The 18,906-nt window shown below is 68.2% G+C and carries 16 protein-coding genes; 15 read left to right on the forward strand and 1 reads right to left on the reverse strand.

What is annotated here, in order from left to right; all coding sequences use genetic code 11:
• Positions 1 to 66: 66 nt before the first annotated feature.
• The 12 genes from BW971_RS05775 to BW971_RS05830 all read left to right on the forward strand — a co-directional run bounded on the left by BW971_RS05775 (position 67) and on the right by BW971_RS05830 (position 14,109).
• Positions 67 to 2,547 carry a GcvT family protein gene (locus tag BW971_RS05775; protein ID WP_143690220.1) on the forward strand — a complete coding sequence of 827 codons (2,481 nt, stop codon included), beginning with the start codon at positions 67 to 69 and terminating at the stop codon, positions 2,545 to 2,547.
• On the forward strand, positions 2,548 to 3,690 hold the full coding sequence (solA, locus tag BW971_RS05780) for an N-methyl-L-tryptophan oxidase (protein ID WP_076477555.1): 1,143 nt from the start codon (positions 2,548 to 2,550) through the stop codon (positions 3,688 to 3,690). It begins immediately after the preceding gene.
• A complete protein-coding gene (locus tag BW971_RS05785) occupies positions 3,687 to 4,835 on the forward strand; it encodes an aromatic ring-hydroxylating oxygenase subunit alpha (protein WP_076477557.1) in 1,149 nt (382 codons plus the stop codon). The genes solA and BW971_RS05785 overlap by 4 nt, the downstream gene beginning before the upstream one ends.
• A gap of 90 nt (positions 4,836 to 4,925) precedes the next feature.
• Positions 4,926 to 6,410 carry an aldehyde dehydrogenase family protein gene (locus tag BW971_RS05790; protein WP_076477559.1) on the forward strand — a complete coding sequence of 495 codons (1,485 nt, stop codon included), beginning with the start codon at positions 4,926 to 4,928 and terminating at the stop codon, positions 6,408 to 6,410.
• 87 nt (positions 6,411 to 6,497) lie between these two features.
• Positions 6,498 to 8,072: an APC family permease gene (locus BW971_RS05795; RefSeq protein WP_076477561.1), complete on the forward strand. Its 1,575-nt coding sequence runs from the start codon at positions 6,498 to 6,500 to the stop codon at positions 8,070 to 8,072.
• Positions 8,073 to 9,677: a GMC family oxidoreductase gene (locus BW971_RS05800; RefSeq protein ID WP_076477563.1), complete on the forward strand. Its 1,605-nt coding sequence runs from the start codon at positions 8,073 to 8,075 to the stop codon at positions 9,675 to 9,677.
• A gap of 82 nt (positions 9,678 to 9,759) precedes the next feature.
• Positions 9,760 to 10,512 (forward strand): 4-hydroxy-tetrahydrodipicolinate reductase, encoded by a 753-nt coding sequence (dapB, locus tag BW971_RS05805; RefSeq protein WP_076477565.1) that lies wholly within the window; start codon positions 9,760 to 9,762, stop codon positions 10,510 to 10,512.
• On the forward strand, positions 10,509 to 10,979 hold the full coding sequence (locus tag BW971_RS05810; RefSeq protein ID WP_076477567.1) for a hypothetical protein: 471 nt from the start codon (positions 10,509 to 10,511) through the stop codon (positions 10,977 to 10,979). Before dapB ends, BW971_RS05810 begins: the two co-directional genes overlap by 4 nt.
• 50 nt (positions 10,980 to 11,029) lie before the next feature.
• Complete coding sequence (locus tag BW971_RS05815; RefSeq protein WP_076478161.1) at positions 11,030 to 11,431, forward strand: flavodoxin family protein; 402 nt, start codon at positions 11,030 to 11,032, stop codon at positions 11,429 to 11,431.
• A gap of 18 nt (positions 11,432 to 11,449) precedes the next feature.
• Positions 11,450 to 12,277, forward strand: a complete 828-nt coding sequence (locus BW971_RS05820; RefSeq protein WP_076477569.1) for a thymidylate synthase — start codon at positions 11,450 to 11,452, stop codon at positions 12,275 to 12,277.
• Positions 12,267 to 12,818, forward strand: a complete 552-nt coding sequence (locus BW971_RS05825) for a dihydrofolate reductase (RefSeq protein WP_076477571.1) — start codon at positions 12,267 to 12,269, stop codon at positions 12,816 to 12,818. Before BW971_RS05820 ends, BW971_RS05825 begins: the two co-directional genes overlap by 11 nt.
• A 40-nt stretch (positions 12,819 to 12,858) precedes the next feature.
• Entirely contained in the window at positions 12,859 to 14,109 is a 1,251-nt protein-coding gene (locus BW971_RS05830) for a winged helix-turn-helix domain-containing protein (RefSeq protein WP_083709336.1), read from the forward strand.
• Here BW971_RS05830 and BW971_RS05835 read toward each other — a convergent pair.
• Positions 14,099 to 14,917: a tyrosine-protein phosphatase gene (locus BW971_RS05835; RefSeq protein WP_234974262.1), complete on the reverse strand. Its 819-nt coding sequence runs from the start codon at positions 14,915 to 14,917 to the stop codon at positions 14,099 to 14,101. The two genes, BW971_RS05830 and BW971_RS05835, sit on opposite strands and share 11 nt — an antisense overlap.
• 210 nt (positions 14,918 to 15,127) lie before the next feature.
• Here BW971_RS05835 and thyX point away from each other — a divergent pair, with 210 nt between their 5' ends.
• The 3 genes from thyX (at position 15,128) to BW971_RS05850 (ending at position 18,896) form a co-directional block, all read left to right on the forward strand.
• Positions 15,128 to 15,880, forward strand: coding sequence for an FAD-dependent thymidylate synthase (gene thyX / locus BW971_RS05840; RefSeq protein ID WP_076477573.1), 753 nt, complete (start codon positions 15,128 to 15,130; stop codon positions 15,878 to 15,880).
• A 62-nt stretch (positions 15,881 to 15,942) separates the two neighbouring features.
• Positions 15,943 to 16,848 carry a 4-hydroxy-tetrahydrodipicolinate synthase gene (gene dapA, locus BW971_RS05845; RefSeq protein WP_076477575.1) on the forward strand — a complete coding sequence of 302 codons (906 nt, stop codon included), beginning with the start codon at positions 15,943 to 15,945 and terminating at the stop codon, positions 16,846 to 16,848.
• A complete protein-coding gene (locus tag BW971_RS05850; RefSeq protein WP_076477577.1) occupies positions 16,845 to 18,896 on the forward strand; it encodes a ribonuclease J in 2,052 nt (683 codons plus the stop codon). The genes dapA and BW971_RS05850 overlap by 4 nt, the downstream gene beginning before the upstream one ends.
• Positions 18,897 to 18,906: the final 10 nt, after the last annotated feature.

Genomic DNA, 18,906 nt, shown 5'->3' on the forward strand with positions numbered 1-18,906 from the left:
TGCACAGTGCACACTGCGTTGCGCTGTATGCAACAGCCTCGCTCATGCTGATGAATCGGAGTCTCGGTGTCCGCTCAGTCCTCACCCCCTCGTGTCGTCATCGTCGGTGCCGGCATCGTGGGCACCTCCCTCGCAGATGAATTGACCGCACGCGGGCATCACCGCGTCACCGTCCTCGACCAGGGTCGGCTGCCGACCACCGGTGGCTCGAGTTCGCATGCTCCCGGTCTGGTTTTCCAGACCAACCCGTCGCGGACGATGGCACACTTCGCCACCTACACGGTGCAGAAGTTTCGTGGTCTGAACAGCCGAGACCATCTGTGCTTCAACACCGTCGGCGGCCTCGAGGTGGCCACCACCCCGGCGCGACTGTTGGACCTGCACCGCAAACTCGGGTGGGCCAAGGCCTGGGGGATCCCGGCGGAGATGGTGGACCCGTCGACGTGCGCACAGCGGTATCCGCTGCTCGATGCCGACGCCGTCCTCGGCGGGTTGTACACGCCGACCGACGGTCTGGCCGGCGCGGGCGCGGCGATCGACGCGCAGACCGTACGGGCGACCGAACGCGGGGCGGTGTTCCGCGGTGAGCAGACGGTGGTCGAGGTGCTGCAGTCCGCGGGACGGGTGACCGGCGTCCGCACCACCACGGACACCTTCGACGCCGACATCGTGGTCTCGTGCGCGGGGTTCTGGGGTTCCGAGCTCGGCGACCTGGTCGGCCTGCGGGTTCCCCTGGTGCCCATGGCTCATCAGTACGTACACACCGCTGACGTGACCGCGCTCGCCGATCTGCCGACCTCGGGCGCACCGGCGGATGCCGGGCTGCCCATCGTCCGTCATCAGGACGACGACCTCTACTACCGCCAGCACGGGTCGCACATCGGCATCGGGTACTACGGCCACCGGCCGATGCCGGTGGACATGACCGCACTGGGCGACGACACGCGCGACCAGCCGATGCCCTCGATGTTGCCGTTCACCGGCGACGATTTCGCCTCCGCCTGGCGGGAGTCGCAGCGTCTGCTGCCGCCGCTGCGCGACACCACACTCGCAGGCGGCTTCAACGGTGTCTTCTCGTTCACCCCCGACGGCGGGCCGATGATGGGGCGACACCCCGGACTCGACGGCTTCTGGGTCGCCGAGGCCGTGTGGGTGACCCACTCCGCAGGCGTGGCCCGCACCATGGCCGAGTGGATCACCACCGGGACGCCGGACGTGGACCTGCACGGGTGTGACATCGCCCGTTTCACCGACATCGAGCTCGATCGCGACGTGGTGCTCGACCTCTCGTCGCAGGCGTTCGTCGAGGTCTACGACATCGTCCATCCCCGTGAACAGCGCACCGTACGCAGGGATCTGGCCCGCGGCCCGTTCCACGCGGCGCACCGCGAGCGCGGCGCCGTGTTCGGGCAGGGCCGGGGCTGGGAACGACCGTTGTGGTTCGAGTCCAACGCCGATCTGCCGGTACCGCCGCACATCCCGGCCGACGGCTGGGCGATGCGGCACTGGTCACCGATCGTCTACGCCGAGGCCCGAGCCACGCGAGAACGCGTCGGGCTCTACGACATGACGTCGTTGATGCGGGTGGAGGTGACCGGCGCCGACGCGGCAGCCGTTCTCGATCGCGTGGTGACGCGCAAGGTCGACCGACCGGTCGGTGTGGTGGTCTACGCCCTCATGCTCGACCACCGCGGCGGGATCCGCAGCGACGTCACGGTCGCGCGCACGGCCGCGGACCGGTTCCAACTCGGGGTCAACTCGCCGATGGACGTGGACTGGCTGCGTCGTCATGCCGCGGCCGCGGTCGCGGACGGCGCCGATGTCCAGGTCACCGACATCACCGCATCCACCTGCTGCGTGGGGGTCTGGGGACCGCGGGCGCGCGCGCTCGTCGAGCCGCTGACCCCTCTCGAGCTCGACGATCTCGGCGTGTACCGGTGCGCGACGACCACCGTCGCCGACATCCCGGTGACCATGCTGCGGGTGTCCTACGTCGGCGAGTACGGCTGGGAGGTCTACACCGACACCGACCGCGGCGCCGAACTGTGGGACGTCCTGGCCGCCGCGGGCGACGACCTCGGCGCCGTCTGGGCCGGCCGAGGGGCACTGGACTGTCTCCGCATCGAGAAGGGCTATCGCTCCTGGGGTCATGACATGACCACCGAGGACACCCCGGTGGAGGCCGGGTTGTCGTTCGCGATCGGCAACGGCCACAACCACATCGGTGACGGCGCATCCGACCGGCCGGCCACCCGCATCCTGCAGACCCTCGTCGCGGACGTCGCGGCGTCGATGGCGATGGGTCACGAACCGATCCTGTGCGACGGGGTCGCGGTCGGTTACATCACCTCCGCCGCGTTCTCGCCCACCCTCGGTCGGGTCATCGCCTACGGGTGGACGCCGCCCGACGTGCGGCCAGGGGACGCGGTGACCGTCGAATACTTTGGTGCCGCACAGATTTTCACCGTGTCCGAGCCGGTGAGTGTGGACCCCTCCGGCGATCGTGTCCGCGGTCGGGTGACCGTACCCGCCGGTGAGGTGGCCTGAGTGAGCGCCCCGCGCCACGACGTCATCGTGCTGGGCCTGGGCGGGATGGGCTCGGCCGCCGCCTACCACCTGACCCGGCGTGGGTACTCGGTGCTCGGCCTGGAGAAATTCGGACCGGCCCACGACCGCGGCTCCAGTCACGGCGGTAGCCGCATCATCCGTCAGTCCTATTTCGAGGACCCCGCGTATGTGCCCCTGCTGCTGCGGGCCTACGAACTGTGGGAACAGCTCTCCGTCGACTCCGGCCGGGATGTCCACTCGCTCACCGGTGGTCTGTTCGTCGGGCCACCGGAATCAACCACGTTCGCGGGGTCGCTGCGTGCCGCGCAGGAATGGGGACTCACACACGAGGTCCTGGATGCAGCGGACGTGCACCGCCGGTTCCCGACCATTCGGCCGGAACCGGGACAACTCGCGCTCTACGAGGCCAAAGCCGGCTTCGCCCGCCCGGAGCTGACGGTTGCCGCCCACCTGGATCTGGCCGCGCGGGCCGGCGCGGAGCTGCATTTCGACGAAGCCGCGCTCACCTGGACCGACAACGGCAGCGGTGTGCGGGTCACCACGGCGGCCGGCGAGTACAGGGCCGACCAACTGGTCATCTGTCCGGGGGCATGGGCACCGGACATCCTCGCCGACCTCGGCGTGCCCATCACCATCGAACGACAGGTCATGTACTGGATCGAGCCGTCGGGGCCCGCCGACCGGTGGGCCGACATGCCGATCTATATCCACGAGACCGATGCGGTGGAACAGATCTACGGCTTCCCGGCCATCGACGGTCCGGCGGGTGGCGCCAAGGTGGCGTTCTTTCGCAAGGGCGTCGAATGCACCCCCGAGACGATCGACCGGCAGGTACACGAGGAGGAGAAGGCGCAGATGCGGCACCGCGTGCAGCGGCTGCTGCCGCACCTGGACGGCCCCGTCCTCGACAGCGCCACCTGTATGTACTCGACCACTCCGGATCACAATTTCGTGATCGCCCGGCATCCCCGACATTCCGCGGTCAGCGTCGCCTGCGGGTTCTCCGGTCACGGTTTCAAGTTCGTTCCCGTGGTCGGCGAGATCCTCGCCGACCTCGTGGCCGACGGCCGCACCGATCACCCCATCGGACTCTTCGACCCCACCCGGATGGCGCAACTATGACTCTCACCGACGACGCACGGGCTCACCCTGACACCGCCGACGGACCCCTGATCCGCACTCTCGGCGGTGACTCCTATGTCGATCCCGCCGTGTTCGCCGCGGAGCAGGACCGCATCTTCGAGAAGATGTGGTTCTGCGCCGCCCGATCCGTTGACCTCGCCGCGCCCGGCAGCTTCCGTCGGGTCACCGTCGGCGCCGAGAGCGTGCTGGTCGTCCGGGGACGTGACGCGACGGTTCGTGCCTTCCTCAACAGCTGTCGGCACCGCGGCGCGCTGATCTGCACCGAGGAGGCGGGCCACGTGCGGCGCAACCTGCAATGTCCCTACCACGCCTGGACCTATGGGCTGGACGGCAGACTCATCGCCGCGCCCAACCTCAGCTCACTGGGTGAGATCGACCGGACCGAGTTCGGCCTCGTCGCCGTGGCCACCCGCGAGTGGCTCGGGTACACCTGGGTCTGCCTGGCCGACGAGCCGCCCGACTTCGAGGAGACGGTCGTCGGTGCCGTGGTCGAACGTCTCGGTGACATCGGGATGATCGAGGCCTACCGGACCGACGAACTCGCCCTCGGGCGACGGGAGACGTACTCGGTGCGCTCCAACTGGAAGCTCATCGTCGAGAATTTCATGGAGTGCTACCACTGCGCGACCATCCACCCCGAACTCACCGAGGTGCTACCCGAATTCGCCGACGGCCTGGCCGCCCAGTACTTCGTGGGGCACGGGGCCGAGTTCGGCCGGGATGTGCAGGGATTCACCGTCGACGGCAGTGCCGGCGTCGGGGCGCTGCCCGGGGTGGAGGAAGACCAGGACCGGCGCTACTACGCCATCACCGTGCGTCCGCAGGTGTTCGTCAACCTGGTTCCCGACCACGTCATCGTGCATCGGATGTACCCCATGGCCGTCGATCACACGGTCGTCGAGTGCGATTGGTTGTTCGCGCCGGAGGTGGTCGAGTCGGGTGTGGACCTCGACCGGTCGGTGGAACTGTTCCATCGCGTCAACCAACAGGACTTCGACGCCTGCGAACGTACCCAGCCGGGCATGTCGTCGCGGGCCTACCGGTCGGGCGGGGTGCTGGTGCCCGCCGAACACCACATCGCCGAGTTCCACGATTGGGTGACGTCCGCCATCGAGGGTGCATAGGGTTTAAGGTCGTGGTGCCCTGGCGTGGTGCGACGGTGCAGCTCCGGGGCCATGGGACCGGTCAACTGAACACCCGAGGGGGACGAGCGCGTGGCGGATCTGCTGATCGGCGGCAAGTGGGTGGAATCGGGATCGGGTGCGACCCGTGACTGCATCAACCCCGCCGACGGCTCGGTGATCCGTCCGGTCGACGAGGCCACACCCGACGACGCCCGCGCGGCGGTGGCCGCGGCGCGGACCGCATTCGACGACGGTGCGTGGTCCACCAGCCCGGTGGCCGATCGGGTGGCGATCCTGTATCGGATCGCCGACCTGCTGGAACGGGACAAGCAGGAGATCGCGCGCGCGGAGACCCTCGACACCGGCAAGACGCTGGCGGAGAGCGAGATCGACATCGATGACGTGGTCGCGGTGTTCCGTTATTACGGTGCGCTCGCCGCGGTCCGGTCCGATCGTGCCGTCGACGTGGGTGACCCGGCGGTCATCAGCCGCGTGGTCGCCCAGCCGGTCGGGGTCTGTGTGCTGATCGCGCCGTGGAACTATCCCCTGCTGCAGATCTCCTGGAAGGTGGCACCGGCCATCGCGGCCGGATGCACGATGGTCCTCAAACCCAGTGAGGTGACACCCCTCTCGACCATCGCACTGACCAGGATCCTGGAGGAGGCGGGGGTCCCGGACGGGGTGGTCAACCTCGTCAACGGTGCCGGATCCGATCTGGGTGCGGCCCTGACCGACAACCCCGACGTCGACCTCATCTCGTTCACCGGTGGGCTCAGGACGGGGACGGTCATCGCTGAGAGTGCCGCCGAGCACGTCAGCAAGGTGGTGGTGGAACTCGGCGGCAAGAACCCGCACATCGTGTTCGCCGACGCGTGCGCCACGGACGAGTCCTTCGCGGCCTCGGTGGACCAGGTCGCGACGGGGGTGTTCCTGCACTCCGGTCAGGTGTGCAGCGCCGGTACCCGCGTCATCGTCGAGGCATCGATCGCCGACCGGTTCGTCGACGCCCTCGTCGACCGCGCCCGCACGGTGGTGATGGGCCCGGGACTGGATCCGAACAGCAGGACCGGTCCGCTGGTGTCGCAGACGCAGCTGGACAAGATGATCGACTTCGTCCGACTGGGCGTCGACGAGGGGGCGGTGCTGCGCACGGGCGGGCAACAACCCGACGACCCGGCGCTCGGGGACGGATACTTCTTCCTGCCGACCGTCTTCGACCGGTGCGACCGCACGATGTCGATCGTGCAGACCGAGACCTTCGGCCCGATCCTCACCGTCGAACGGTTCGACACCGAGGAACAGGCCCTGACGCTCGGCAACGACACCCAGTACGGCCTCGCGGCCGGTGTGCGCACCGCGGATCCGGCACGTGCGGATCGGATGGCGCGTGGGCTCCGCCACGGCACGGTGTGGATCAACGACTTCGGCTACTACACACCTGCGGCCGAATGGGGTGGTTTCGGCAAGTCCGGCAACGGACGCGAGCTCGGGCCATCCGGACTGGCGGAATACCAGGAGCTCAAACACATCTGGAACAACACCACGGCGCCTGCCGCCGGCTGGTTCGCACCATGACACCGATGTCGTAGTTCCGCGTCCAGTTCGTCGCTCTGGCCGGCTCATGCCTCGTCAGACCAGTAGGGATCTCTCGGAGGGACTGTCATGACAACCAAGGAGCCACCTGCCGTGTCGGCCGAGTCCGACACCGGTATGGGAGATTTCGGTTACAAGGAGAGCCTGGATCGCAGCATCGGCAAGTTCGCCAGCTTCGCGGCCGGGGTGAGCTACATCTCGATTCTCACCGGAACCTTCCAGCTTTTCTACTTCGGGATGGGCAACGCCGGACCCGCCTACCTGTGGAGCTGGCCGATCGTCTTCCTCGGACAGCTCGCGGTGGCGCTGTGTTTCATGGAACTCGCCGCCAAGTACCCGATCGCCGGGTCGGTGTACAACTGGGCGAAGATCCTCGGCAACAAGCTCGTTGGTTGGTTCTCCGGGTGGATGATGCTCACCGCGTCCATCGTGACCATGTCGGCGGTGGTGTTGGCCATCGACTCCACCCTGCCCAAACTGTGGAGCGGCTTCCGCATCCTCGGCAGCGACGACCTCAGCGTGGTGTCGCCGTCCAACGCGGTGCTGCTGGGCTCCATCCTGGTCGCCGTCACCACCGTGATCAACGCCTTCGGTGTGAAGTTGATGGCCAGGATCAACAGCGCGGGTGTGTTCATCGAGCTCATCGCCGCGGTGTTGATCGCCGTGATCCTGGCCTTCAACATCACCCGCGGACCGTCGGTGTTCTTCTCCAGCAACGGATACGGCGCCGGGGTGAGCGGCGGTTACCTCGGTGCGTTTCTCATCGCGTCGCTGGCGTCGGGCTATGTGATGTACGGCTTCGACACCGCCTCTTCGCTGGGCGAGGAGACGATGAATCCGCGCAAGACGGCCCCCACGGCGATCCTGCGGGCCATCCTCGCCTCCTTCGTCATCGGCGGCGCGATCCTGGTCTTCGCGATCCTCGCGGCGCCGAACCTGCAGGACCCGAAGCTCGCCCAGCAGGGTGGGCTGCAGCAGATCGTGCTGGACGTGATGTACGGGCCGGTCGGCCGGATCTTTCTGATCTGCATCGTGATCGCCGTGTTCGTCTGCACGCTCGCGGTGCACACTGCCGCCATCCGGATCACCTTCGCGATGGCCCGCGACAACGCGCTGCCGTTGGGTGAGCAGCTCGCCCGTGTCCACCCGAAGTACCAGACGCCGGTGGTCCCGGCGGTCACCATCGGGGTGCTGTCGGTGCTGATCCTGGTGATCAACATCAACCAGCCGACGATCTTCGTGCTGCTCACCTCGGTGGCGATCATCATGATCTACATCGCCTACCTCATGGTGACCGGTCCGATGCTGGTGCAGCGGATCAAGCGGAACTGGCCGCCGAAGGACCTGAAAGAGGGCGGGTACTTCACGCTCGGCCGCTGGGGTCTTCCGGTCAACATCGTCGCGGTGGTCTGGGGGATCGGTATGGCGCTCAACCTGGCCTGGCCACGCACGGCGGTCTACGGCGTCGGTTGGTACAACACCTGGGCGGCGTTTCTCTACATCGGGGTGATCGGTGGTGCCGGGCTGCTCTGGTACTTCACCGTCGGGTCGCGGCACATCGGTACGTTGTCCTCGCACGCGGCCGAGACCGCGAAGCCCGCGGCCGAATCCGCCGCACCAACTAGTGAACCCGAGGGAGTGTAGATGCCGGACCCGTTGCGCGACAACCACATCACGGCGGGCGAATTCGACTACGTGATCGTCGGCGGGGGTACCGCGGGATGTGCGCTGGCCGCGCGATTGTCGGAGGACCCGGAGGTGCGTGTCTGCCTGATCGAGGCCGGACCCAGTGACGTCGGTGACGACAACGTGCTGGTGCTCAGCGAATGGATGCACCTCCTCGACTCCGGTTACGACTGGGACTACCCGATCGAGCCGCAGGAGCGCGGCAACGACTTCATGCGTCACGCCAGGGCGAAGGTGCTCGGTGGCTGTTCGTCGCACAACTCCTGCATCGCGTTCTGGCCGCCGTCGGAGGGCCTCGACGAGTGGGCGGCGAGCGGGCTGACCGGATGGAGTGCGGCGGAGATCCTGCCGTTGGTGCGCCGACTGGAACGCAACGACGCACCCGGCGACCACGGCCACGACGGGCCGGTGCGGTTACGCGACGTTCCGCCGCTGGACCCGTGCGGCACCGCGGTGTTGGCGGCGGCCGCCGAGGCCGGACTGCCGACGGTGGGGTTCAACCGCGGACAGACCGTGGTCAACGGTGCCGGCTGGTTCCAGATCAACGCCGACGAGGACGGCACCCGGATGTCGACCAGTCACGCATACCTACACCCGATCCTGGAGCGCCGCAGCAACCTGGAGGTACGCACCGGGTGCTGGGTCTCCTCGGTCGTGTTCGACGGAGACGAGGGGGAGGGCAGCACGGCGGTCGGGGTGCGGTATCAGCGCCCCGACCTGACGGGTTTCGACGTGGTGGGGGCGCGCCGTGAGGTTGTGGTGACCTCGGGTGCGATCAACACCCCGCAGTTGCTGATGCTCTCGGGCATCGGCCCCGCGGACCAGTTGCGCGAGTTCGGTATCGACGTGCGCGCCGACCTGCCCGGGGTGGGAGCCAACCTCGACGACCACGTGGAGGGTCTGGTGTTCTGGGACGCCGCCAAGCCCATGGTCACCAGCTCCAGCCAGTGGTGGGAGATCGGGTTGTTCACCTCGACCGGACTCTCACCCGATGCCGACGCGGCGGGCCTGCCGGACCTGATGATGCACTACGGCAGTGTGCCCTTCGACATGAACACCCTGCGTAGGGGGTATCCGACCACCGACAACGGTTTCTGTCTGACACCCAATGTCACGCAGGGCTATTCACGTGGCACGGTTCGACTGCGGAGCCGGGATTTCCGGGACCGCCCACGGGTCGATCCTCGTTACTTCACGGACCCGGATGGTCACGACGAGGCGGTGATGGTCGCCGGGGTCAGACTCGCGCGCCGCATCGCCGAAAAACCGGCCCTGCGTGATTGGGTCGCCGCGGAACTCGCACCCGGCCCCGACGCGATCTCCGACGACGAGATCGTCGACTACCTGCACAAGACGCACAACACCGTCTACCACCCGGCGGGCACCGCCAAGATGGGTACCGACGACGACCCGATGGCCGTCTTGGACGCCGAACTGCGAGTCCGCGGGGTCCGGGGTCTGCGGGTGGTGGATGCGTCGGCGATGCCCAAGCTACCGGCGGTGAACCCCAACATCACCGTGATGGCCATGGCCGAGAAGTGTGCCGACCTGATCCGCGGCTAGTCGCCGGTTCCTTTCGGCCCGAGCACGCGCCGTAAACTCGGCATCCGGACAGTCTCCGGGGTGACGAGCAGAGGAGTGGGTTGTGGTCGACCACATCAAGGTGGGTGTGCTGGGCAGCGGTGGCAAGGTGGGACAGGCCATCGTCGACGCGGTGCGGGCGGCCGACGACCTCGAGTTCACGGTGGGGGTGGACCGCGACGATCCGCTGTCGGACTTCGTCGACTCCGGCACCGAGGTCGTGGTCGACTTCACCCACCCGGATGTGGTCATGGGGAATCTCGAATTCCTCATCGCCAGCGGCATCCACGCCGTGGTGGGGACCACCGGATTCGACGACGAACGCATCAGCGCCCTGACCACCCGACTGGCCGACAGCCCGTCGGTGGGGGTGCTCGTGGCCCCCAACTTCGCCATCGGCGCCGTGCTCAGCATGCGGTTCGCCCAACAGGCGGCCAAGTACTTCGACTCCGTCGAGGTGATCGAACTGCACCACCCGCAGAAGGCCGACGCACCGTCGGGTACCGCCTACCGCACGGCCCGGTTGATCGCCGAGGCTCGGACCGCGGCGGGAGTGGGACCGAGCCCGGACGCCACCACCACCGAACTGGCCGGTGCCCGCGGCGCCGACGTGGACGGCGTGCACGTGCACTCGGTGCGATTGGCCGGCCTGGTCGCGCATCAAGAGGTGCTGCTGGGAACGCAGGGGGAGACGCTGACCATCCGGCACGACTCGATCGATCGGTCGTCGTTCGCGCCCGGCGTGTTGCTCGGTGTGCGGGAGATCGGGAGCCGCCCGGGGCTGACCGTCGGGCTCGACGAGCTGCTGGATCTGTGACCACTCCCCGCCAGAAGGACGCCCGCCCGATCGTCATCGGGATCGTCGTCCTGGTGGTGGTCCTGGCCTTCTACTTTGCCCTGCTCGGCCAACGCGGTGTGGACCTCATCGCGACCGGCACCGTGGTCGGGATCGGTATCGGTATCGGAGTGCTGATCCTTCCGCTGCTCGGGGTGTGGATGGTGTGGACCACGTTGCGCGCCGGCCTGGCCCACCAGCGGCTCGCGCGCAGGATGGTCGAGGAGGGCCGGGAGCTCGACGTGTCGTCGCTGCCCCGCCGGCCATCGGGACGGATCGAACGTGACGCCGCCGACGCGCTGTTCGCGCAGGTCAAGGTCGAGTGGGAGGCTGACCCGGACGACTGGCGCAACACCTATCGGATCGCTCGGGCCTACGACTATGCCGGCGACCGCACCCGGGCCCGCAAGATGATGCGCCGCGCCGTGGAGCAGGAAGCCGCATCGTGACCGCACGGTTGTTGGTGGTGCACCACACGCCGTCGCCACATCTGCAGGCGATGTTCGAGGCCGTGGTGTCGGGCGCGACCGATCCGGAGATCGAGGGCGTGGAGGTGGTGCGCCGGGCCGCGCTGGCGGTGTCGGCGACCGACTTCCTGGACGCCGACGGCTACCTGCTGGGCACCCCCGCGAACCTGGGATACATCTCCGGTGCGCTCAAGCACGCCTTCGACTGCGCTTACTACCAGATCCTCGACTCGACCCGCGGCCGTCCGTTCGGGCTGTACCTGCACGGCAACGAGGGCACCGAGGGGGCGGAGAACGCGATCGATCGGATCACCGCCGGACTCGGCTGGACCAAGGCCGCCGATTACGTCATCGCGTCGGACAAGCCGGACAAGGCGGCGCTGGAGGCGTGTTGGGAACTGGGCGCGAGCGTCGCCGCCGGGTTGATGGGGTAGGTCTCTAGACTGGCGGGCGTGACCTCCACAGCTCCGCGGACGACCGGGATCATCCCCACCCCGTACGAAGACCTGTTGCGACTGGTGTTGGAGGACGGTACGCCGAAGTCCGATCGCACCGGGACCGGGACGCGGAGTCTGTTCGGCCACCAGCTCCGCTACGATCTCGGTGCTGGGTTCCCGCTGATCACCACCAAGAAGGTGCACCTCAAGTCGATCATCTACGAGCTGCTGTGGTTCCTGCGCGGCGACTCGAACATTGGCTGGCTCCACGAGCACGGGGTGAGCATCTGGGACGAATGGGCAGACGACAACGGCGACCTCGGACCGATCTACGGCGTGCAGTGGCGCAGTTGGCCCACCCCGTCCGGCCAGCACATCGACCAGATCAGCGCCGCCCTCGACCTCCTCAAGACCGACCCCGACTCGCGGCGGAACCTGGTGTCGGCGTGGAACGTCGGTGAGATACCACAGATGGCGCTGCCGCCGTGCCACGCCTTCTTCCAGTTCTACGTCGCCGACGGCAAACTGTCGTGCCAGCTCTACCAGCGCAGCGCCGACCTCTTCCTCGGGGTGCCGTTCAACATCGCGTCGTACGCGCTGCTCACCCACATGATGGCCGCGCAGGCGGGTCTCGACGTCGGCGAGTTCGTCTGGACCGGCGGCGACTGCCACATCTACGACAACCACGTCGAACAGGTGGGCACCCAGTTGTCCCGGGAACCGTACGAATACCCCACGCTCCGTCTCGCCCGGCGGGATTCGCTGTTCGACTACGAATTCTCCGACGTCGAGGTGGTCGGATACCGCAGCCATCCCGGCATCAAGGCACCCGTTGCCGTCTGAGGGTGTCTCGCAGGTCGCGGGAGTCGCGCTGATCTGGGCTGCGGACCGTCGCGGTGCGATCGGTCGGGCGGGTGAGATCCCGTGGCGCATCCCCGAGGACCAGAGGCGATTCCGAACACTCACCCGTGGTCATCCGGTGATCATGGGCCGCAAGACCTGGGATTCGCTCCCATCACGCTTCCGACCGCTGCCGGACCGGCGGAACCTGGTGGTGACCCGTGATCCCGCGTGGTCCGACGACGGCGCCGAGGCGTTCACCGATCTCGCCGCCGCGGTGGCCGCTGCCGGGGAGGGACGACTCACCATCATGGGTGGCGGCCAGATCTACGCGGCGGCCATGGACATCGCCGATGTGCTGTACGTCACCGAGGTGGACGTGCAGGTCGACGACGCCGATGCGTTCGCCCCGGCCGTCGACCCCGACGTCTGGCAGGTCGCCGAACAATCGGAGTGGCTGACCTCCACGACGGGAACCCGGTACCGCTTCGTCGATCACCGACGGATCACTGTCGGTGCCGCGCGGCACACTGACCGACCATGACCGACATGCCGGCGGAGACCGCCGACCCGGGACCGGTCTAGTGGGTCCCACCGGGCCGACGCTGACCGCCGCCCAGGCTCGCCGCACTGCCCTGGCCGCACAGGGTTTCGCCGACCCGTTGCCCCGCGGCGCGGTCACCCGGCGGCACCTCAGCCGGGTGCTGGACCGCATCGCCCTGCTGCAGATGGACTCGGTCAGCGTGGCCGTGCGCGCACACTACGCACCCCTGTTCAGCAGGCTGGGGCCCTACGACCGCGAGCTCCTCGACCGTGCTGCGTGGGCCCCTCCGACCGCCCGGTCCCCGCGCCTGCTCGCCGAATACTGGGCGCACGAGGCCGCCCTGATCCCCGTACGGGACTGGCCGCTGTTCCGGTGGCGGATGGACGACTACCAGCATGGCCGATATCAGGGTGGTCGGGCGTGGTCGGCGAAGCAGCACGCGCTGCGTGCCGACATCCACGCGGTGATCGCCGAGTCCGGTCCGGTGTCCAGCGGGCAGGTCGAGGATCTGCTCGGCATGGCCAAGCGGGTGCGGCGCGGCACCTGGTGGGACCGCAGCGACGTCAAGCACATGTGCGAGATCATGTTCGCCGCAGGTGAGCTGTCGGCGGTACGTCGTAGCGGGTTCTTCCGTCACTACGACCTGGCCGCCCGCGTGGTCGGCGAGGAGATCGCCGGACGCGAGGTCGGTCGCGACGACGCGGTGACCGCGCTCGTCCGACGGGCTTTGCACGCGCTGGGGGTGGCCACCGAGGCCGACATCCGCGACTACTACCGATTGCCGGTGACCGACACCAAGCACGCACTGCAGGCACTGACCGACGCCGCCGAGGTGGACCGGGTACAGGTCCGCGGGTGGGGGCAGCAGGCCTACGCGGATCCTACGAGGACCACGCCGCGACGGGTCGCGCGCAGCGCGTTGCTGTGCCCGTTCGACCCGCTGATCTTCCACCGCCCCCGCACCGAACGCCTCTTCGGTTTCCACTACCGCATCGAGATCTACGTCCCCGAACCGAAGCGGGTGCACGGCTACTACGTGTTCCCTTACCTGCTGAACGACGAGTTGGTTGCCCGTGTGGACCTGAAGACCGATCGGGCCGCAGGCGTGTTGCGGGTGCTCGGCGCGTGGGCGGAACCCGGGCTCCTCGACGCCGGGGTCGACGCGAACACCGCGGCGGTGTCGCTGGCCGCCGACCTGCGGCTGATGGCCGACTGGCTCGGCGTCGAGCGGGTGCAGGTCGTCGACAACGGCGACCTCGCGCCCGCGCTGCGCCGGGTGATCAGCGGCTGACCCGCGGGGTCATCGGCACCAGCAGGGCGTCGCGCAGGGCGTTGAGGTCGCCGTCGGTCAGACCCAACCCCCTGGCCGCGTAGCCCGCGAAACTCCCGTAGCGCTGGTCGGCCAGGGCGAAGGACGACCGCAACCAGGACGCGTTGACCCCGTTGAGGCGGTCGGCCGCGCTGGTGTGCCGGTAGGTGTTGGAGTCGAGGTAGTCCTGCTCGACCTTCGCGCGGTCCACCCCGAGCAGGGTGAGCAGCACCGCCGACACCCAGCCGGTGCGGTCCTTACCCGCCGAGCAGTGGAACAGCGTGACCTTCCCCTGCGCGGCCTGCCGGGCGATCTGCCGCACCGTGTTGCCGATGGCCAACCGGGAACCGGGGTCGAGTACGAACGCGCGATACGCCGAGTTCAGATCCACGAGAGTGGCCGGTGCGGTGGTGCTCAACACGTCGTGGACGGTGACGGTGGCACCGGGTATCGGCCGGTCCGGCTGTACGGCACGCTCGACAACCGTCCGCAGGTCGATGATCGAGCCGACCTTGCGCTGCCGCAGGACGGCGACGTCGGACGGGGTCAACGAGGCCAGATTGTCGCTGCGGATCAGCAGCGTGGGCGACACCAACCGGCCGTCCGTCGTGGTGTAACCGGCGAAGGTGCGCGCGTTGGGCGCGCCCTGCAGATGCACGGACGGATTCGCGATCGGCGCCGCAACCGGTGCGGCGGCGGCGGGACCGGCGAACACCGTGAGCGCGGCGGCGACGACCATGATCAGCGCACTGATCACCGTCGTGAAGTGAGACTTCGATGACGTGAACACGAGACCATAGCACCCCATCTCGGCGCGGCTGGCAAGTAACGGACCGGGTCCGCGATCGGGGCGGACGACAATTCGTCTGCTCGTCGCCGGTCGTTCATCTGCTCCGGTCGCTCGGCATCGGCAACGGGTTAGCCGCTGAGGCGGGGCGTCGTGGACAATCGCAGGGCGCCGGGGCGATGCCGGGGCAGGCGCAACGAGGGAAGGACGACCGTGTCGGAACTGGTGCCGTTGAGAGTGCAGATGGTCGCCCATACGGCCTTCGAGCCGCCCGCGGACATTCCCTGGTCGACCGACGCCGACGGTGGGGAGGCGCTGATCGAGTTCGCGGGTCGGGCGTGCTATCAGAGCTGGGACAAGCCGAACCCGCGCACCGCCACCAATGCGGGGTATCTCCGGCACATCCTCGAGGTCGGTCACCTGTCGTTGCTCGAGCACGCGTCGGTGACCTTCTACATCACCGGGATCTCCCGCTCCTGCACCCACGAACTGATCCGCCACCGGCACCTGTCGTATTCGCAGTTGTCGCAGCGGTTCGTACCCGAACACGACTCCAACGTGGTCTGCCCGCCCGCCATCCGTGGCGACGAGGAACTCGAGGCCATGTTCGTGGCGGCCACCGACGCGGCCCGCGCGGCCTACACGGAACTACTGACTGCGTTGGAGGCCAAGTTCGCCGACGTCCCGAACGCGATCCTGCGCCGCAAACAGGCCCGGCAGGCCGCGCGGTCGGTGCTACCCAACGCCACCGAGACCAAGATAGTGGTCACCGGAAACCATCGCGCCTGGCGCCATTTCGTCGCCATGCGCGCCACCGAACACGCCGACGTGGAGATCAGGCAACTCGCCATCGAGTGTCTGCGGCAGCTGACGGTGGTAGCGCCCACGGTGTTCGGCGACTTCGAGATCGGCACCCTGTCCGACGGCACCGAGGTCGCGACCTCGCCGTTCGCCCTCGAGGGCTGAGCGGCACGACGTCCGGTGTGCGAATGCGGAGGTGAGAGCCTGCCGGGGTAGCCTTTGTCCTCATGAGCACAGGGGAGACTCCGGGGGTGCCGCACCCTTTCGGCACCGTGTCGGTCGCGATGGTGACACCGTTCACCGCGGACGGAAAACTGGACCTCGACAAGGCCGCGGAGTTGGCCGATCGACTGGTCTCGAACGGCTGCGACGGGTTGGTCGTCTCGGGTACGACGGGCGAATCGCCGACCACCACACCCGAGGAGAAGTTGGCGCTGCTGCGGGTGGTCCTCGACGCGGTGGGCGACCGGGCCCGGATCACCCAGGGGGCGGGCAGTTACGACACCGCCGAGAGCGTGCGGTTCTCGATAGCGGCGGAAGAGGTCGGGGCGCATGCGTTGTTGCTGGTGACCCCGTACTACTCGCGGCCACCGCAGGCCGGGGTGCTCGCACACTTCAGCACGATCGCCGACGCCACCGGTCTGCCGGTGATGCTCTACGACATCCCGCCCCGGTCGGTGGTGCCGATCGCCTACGAGACGTTGCTCCGGCTGTCGGAGCATCCGCGCATCCTGGCAGTCAAGGACGCGAAGGGTGACCTGAACGCTGCCGCGTCGCTGATCGCGGATGGGCGCCTGCAGTATCTGTCCGGCGAGGACGCACTCAACCTGGCCTGGCTGGCGGTCGGCGCGGTGGGATTCGTCAGTGTGATCGGGCATCTGGTGCCCGGTCGGCTGCGTGACCTCCTGGATGCCGTCGACAAGGGAGACCTGGTGCGGGCGCGGGAGATCAACGTCTCGATGATCCCGTTGGTGGACGCGATGAGCAGACTGGGTGGAGTGACCATGACGAAGACCGCACTGCGACTCGTCGGTTGCGACGTGGGCGGGCCGCGCCTGCCCCAAGTGCCCGCAGATCCCCTGCAGATCGAAGCGCTGCATGCCGACCTCGTTGCCGCGCAGGTGATCTCGTGACCGATAACTCAGCCCGCAGGCGTGGCCGTGCCGTTCGGCGTGCGGCCGGACCACCCGACCCGGAGGCGGCCGAGAAGGCCGCCCAGAAGCGGGGTGCCGAGAAGAAGGCTGCCGAGTCCACGGCCGCGACGACCACGGCTGCGGCGACCACGGCGGGGGCCGGGGTCGAGCAGAGTCGCGACGGTGGCCGACAGGGTGGTGGCGACAAGAACAGCGGCGACAGGAAGAGCAGGGGGCAGCAGTCCGGCGGGGGCGGAGCGCGTCAGAACCGTTCCGGCGGGGGCCGGAACGGTTCCCGTCCCTCCGCCGACAAGGGTGGCAACAGCGGTGCGCAGCAGGGCGGTGAGCGCGGTACCGGCGACACCAGCGATCGCCTCGGTCTGCCCCGCAAGCTCCCGCGCGGTGGGCTGCGGGTGGTCGCCCTCGGCGGGATCGGTGAGATCGGCCGCAACATGACCGTCTTCGAATACGACGGCAAGCTGCTCATCGTGGACTGTGGCGTGTTGTTCCCCGAGGACGCACAACCCGGCGTGGACCTGATCCTGCCGGACTTCCGCTACATCGAGGACCGGTTGGGCGACGTGGAGGCGGTGGTGCTGACCCACGGTCACGAAGACCACATCGGCGCGCTGCCGTTCCTGTTGCGTCTCCGTTCGGACATCCCGGTCATCGGATCCAAGTTCACCCTCGCCCTGGTCGCGGCCAAGTGCAAGGAGCACCGCCTGCGTCCGAAGCTCATCGAGGTGGTCGAGGGCGAGAAGACCCAGAACGGACCGTTCGAGTGCGAGTACTTCGCTGTCAACCACTCGATCCCCGACGCGCTGGCCGTGGCGATCCGGACGCCTGCGGGCGTGGTCCTGCACACCGGTGACATCAAGCTCGACCAGCTGCCGTTGGACAACCGGTTGACCGATCTGGCCGGTTTCAGTCGCCTCGGTGACGACGGCGTCGACCTGTTCCTGGTCGACTCCACCAACGCCGAGGTTCCCGGATTCGTCACCCCCGAGCGCGAGATCGGGTCGGTGCTCGACCAGGTGATCGGCCGGGCCAGACATCGCGTCATCGTGGCCTCGTTCGCCTCACATGTGCACCGCATCCAGCAGATCGTCGACGTGGCGCAGGCGCACAACCGCAGGGTGGCCTTCGTCGGCCGGTCGATGGTGCGCAACATGCAGATCGCCCAGGATCTCGGGTACCTGCGCGTGCCCGACGGCGTGGTCGTCGACATGGACACCGCCGCCACGCTGCCCGATCACCGGGTGGTCCTGATCTCCACCGGCTCGCAGGGTGAGCCGTTGTCGGCGTTGTCGCGGATGGCCCGCGGCGAACACCGACAGATCAACATCCGCGCCGACGACCTCGTGGTGCTGGCGTCGTCGCTGATCCCCGGCAACGAGAACTCGGTGTTCGCGGTGGTCAACGGCCTGGCCAAACGCGGTGCCACCGTGATCACCCAGCAGAGCGCCAAGGTGCACGTGTCCGGCCACGCGTCGGCGGGGGAGTTGCTGTACCTCTACAACGCCGTCCGACCGTCGAACGTCATGCCGGTGCACGGCGAATGGCGCCACCTGCGGGCCAATGCGGCGTTGGCCGTGGCCACCGGGGTCAGCGAGGATCGCGTGGTCCTCGCCGAGGACGGTGTGGTGGTCGACCTGGTCGACGGGCGGGCCTCCGTGGTCGGTCGGGTCCCGGTCGGATACGTCTACGTGGACGGGTTGTCCGTCGGTGACGTCGGTGAGTCCACGCTGTCAGAGCGGCTGGTCCTGGGTGAGGGCGGGTTCATCGCCATCACCGTGGTCATCGACAAGACGACCGGGAAGTTGGTCAGCCCGCCGGAGGTGTCGGGGCGCGGATTCTCCGACGATCCGACCGCCCTCAAGGAGGCCGCCGATTTCGTCGACAGGGCACTGGACACGCTGGCCGCCGAAGGTGTCACCGACACCCATCGGATCGCGCAGACGATCCGGCGCACGGTCGGTCGCTGGGTGGCCGACACCTACCGCCGCCGCCCGATGATCGTCCCCACGGTGCTCGCCGTCGGTGAGTGAAACGAGCCGC

The organism is Williamsia sterculiae (assembly GCF_900156495.1).
Classification (GTDB): domain Bacteria; phylum Actinomycetota; class Actinomycetes; order Mycobacteriales; family Mycobacteriaceae; genus Williamsia_B; species Williamsia_B sterculiae.

Coding starts and splice junctions, on each gene's coding strand:
- BW971_RS05785 (WP_076477557.1), top strand. CDS start 3,687: ATGACTCTCACCGACGACGCACGGGCTCACCCTGACACCGCCGACGGA.
- BW971_RS05795 (WP_076477561.1), top strand. CDS start 6,498: ATGACAACCAAGGAGCCACCTGCCGTGTCGGCCGAGTCCGACACCGGT.
- BW971_RS05800 (WP_076477563.1), top strand. CDS start 8,073: ATGCCGGACCCGTTGCGCGACAACCACATCACGGCGGGCGAATTCGAC.
- BW971_RS05815 (WP_076478161.1), top strand. CDS start 11,030: ATGTTCGAGGCCGTGGTGTCGGGCGCGACCGATCCGGAGATCGAGGGC.
- dapA (WP_076477575.1), top strand. CDS start 15,943: ATGAGCACAGGGGAGACTCCGGGGGTGCCGCACCCTTTCGGCACCGTG.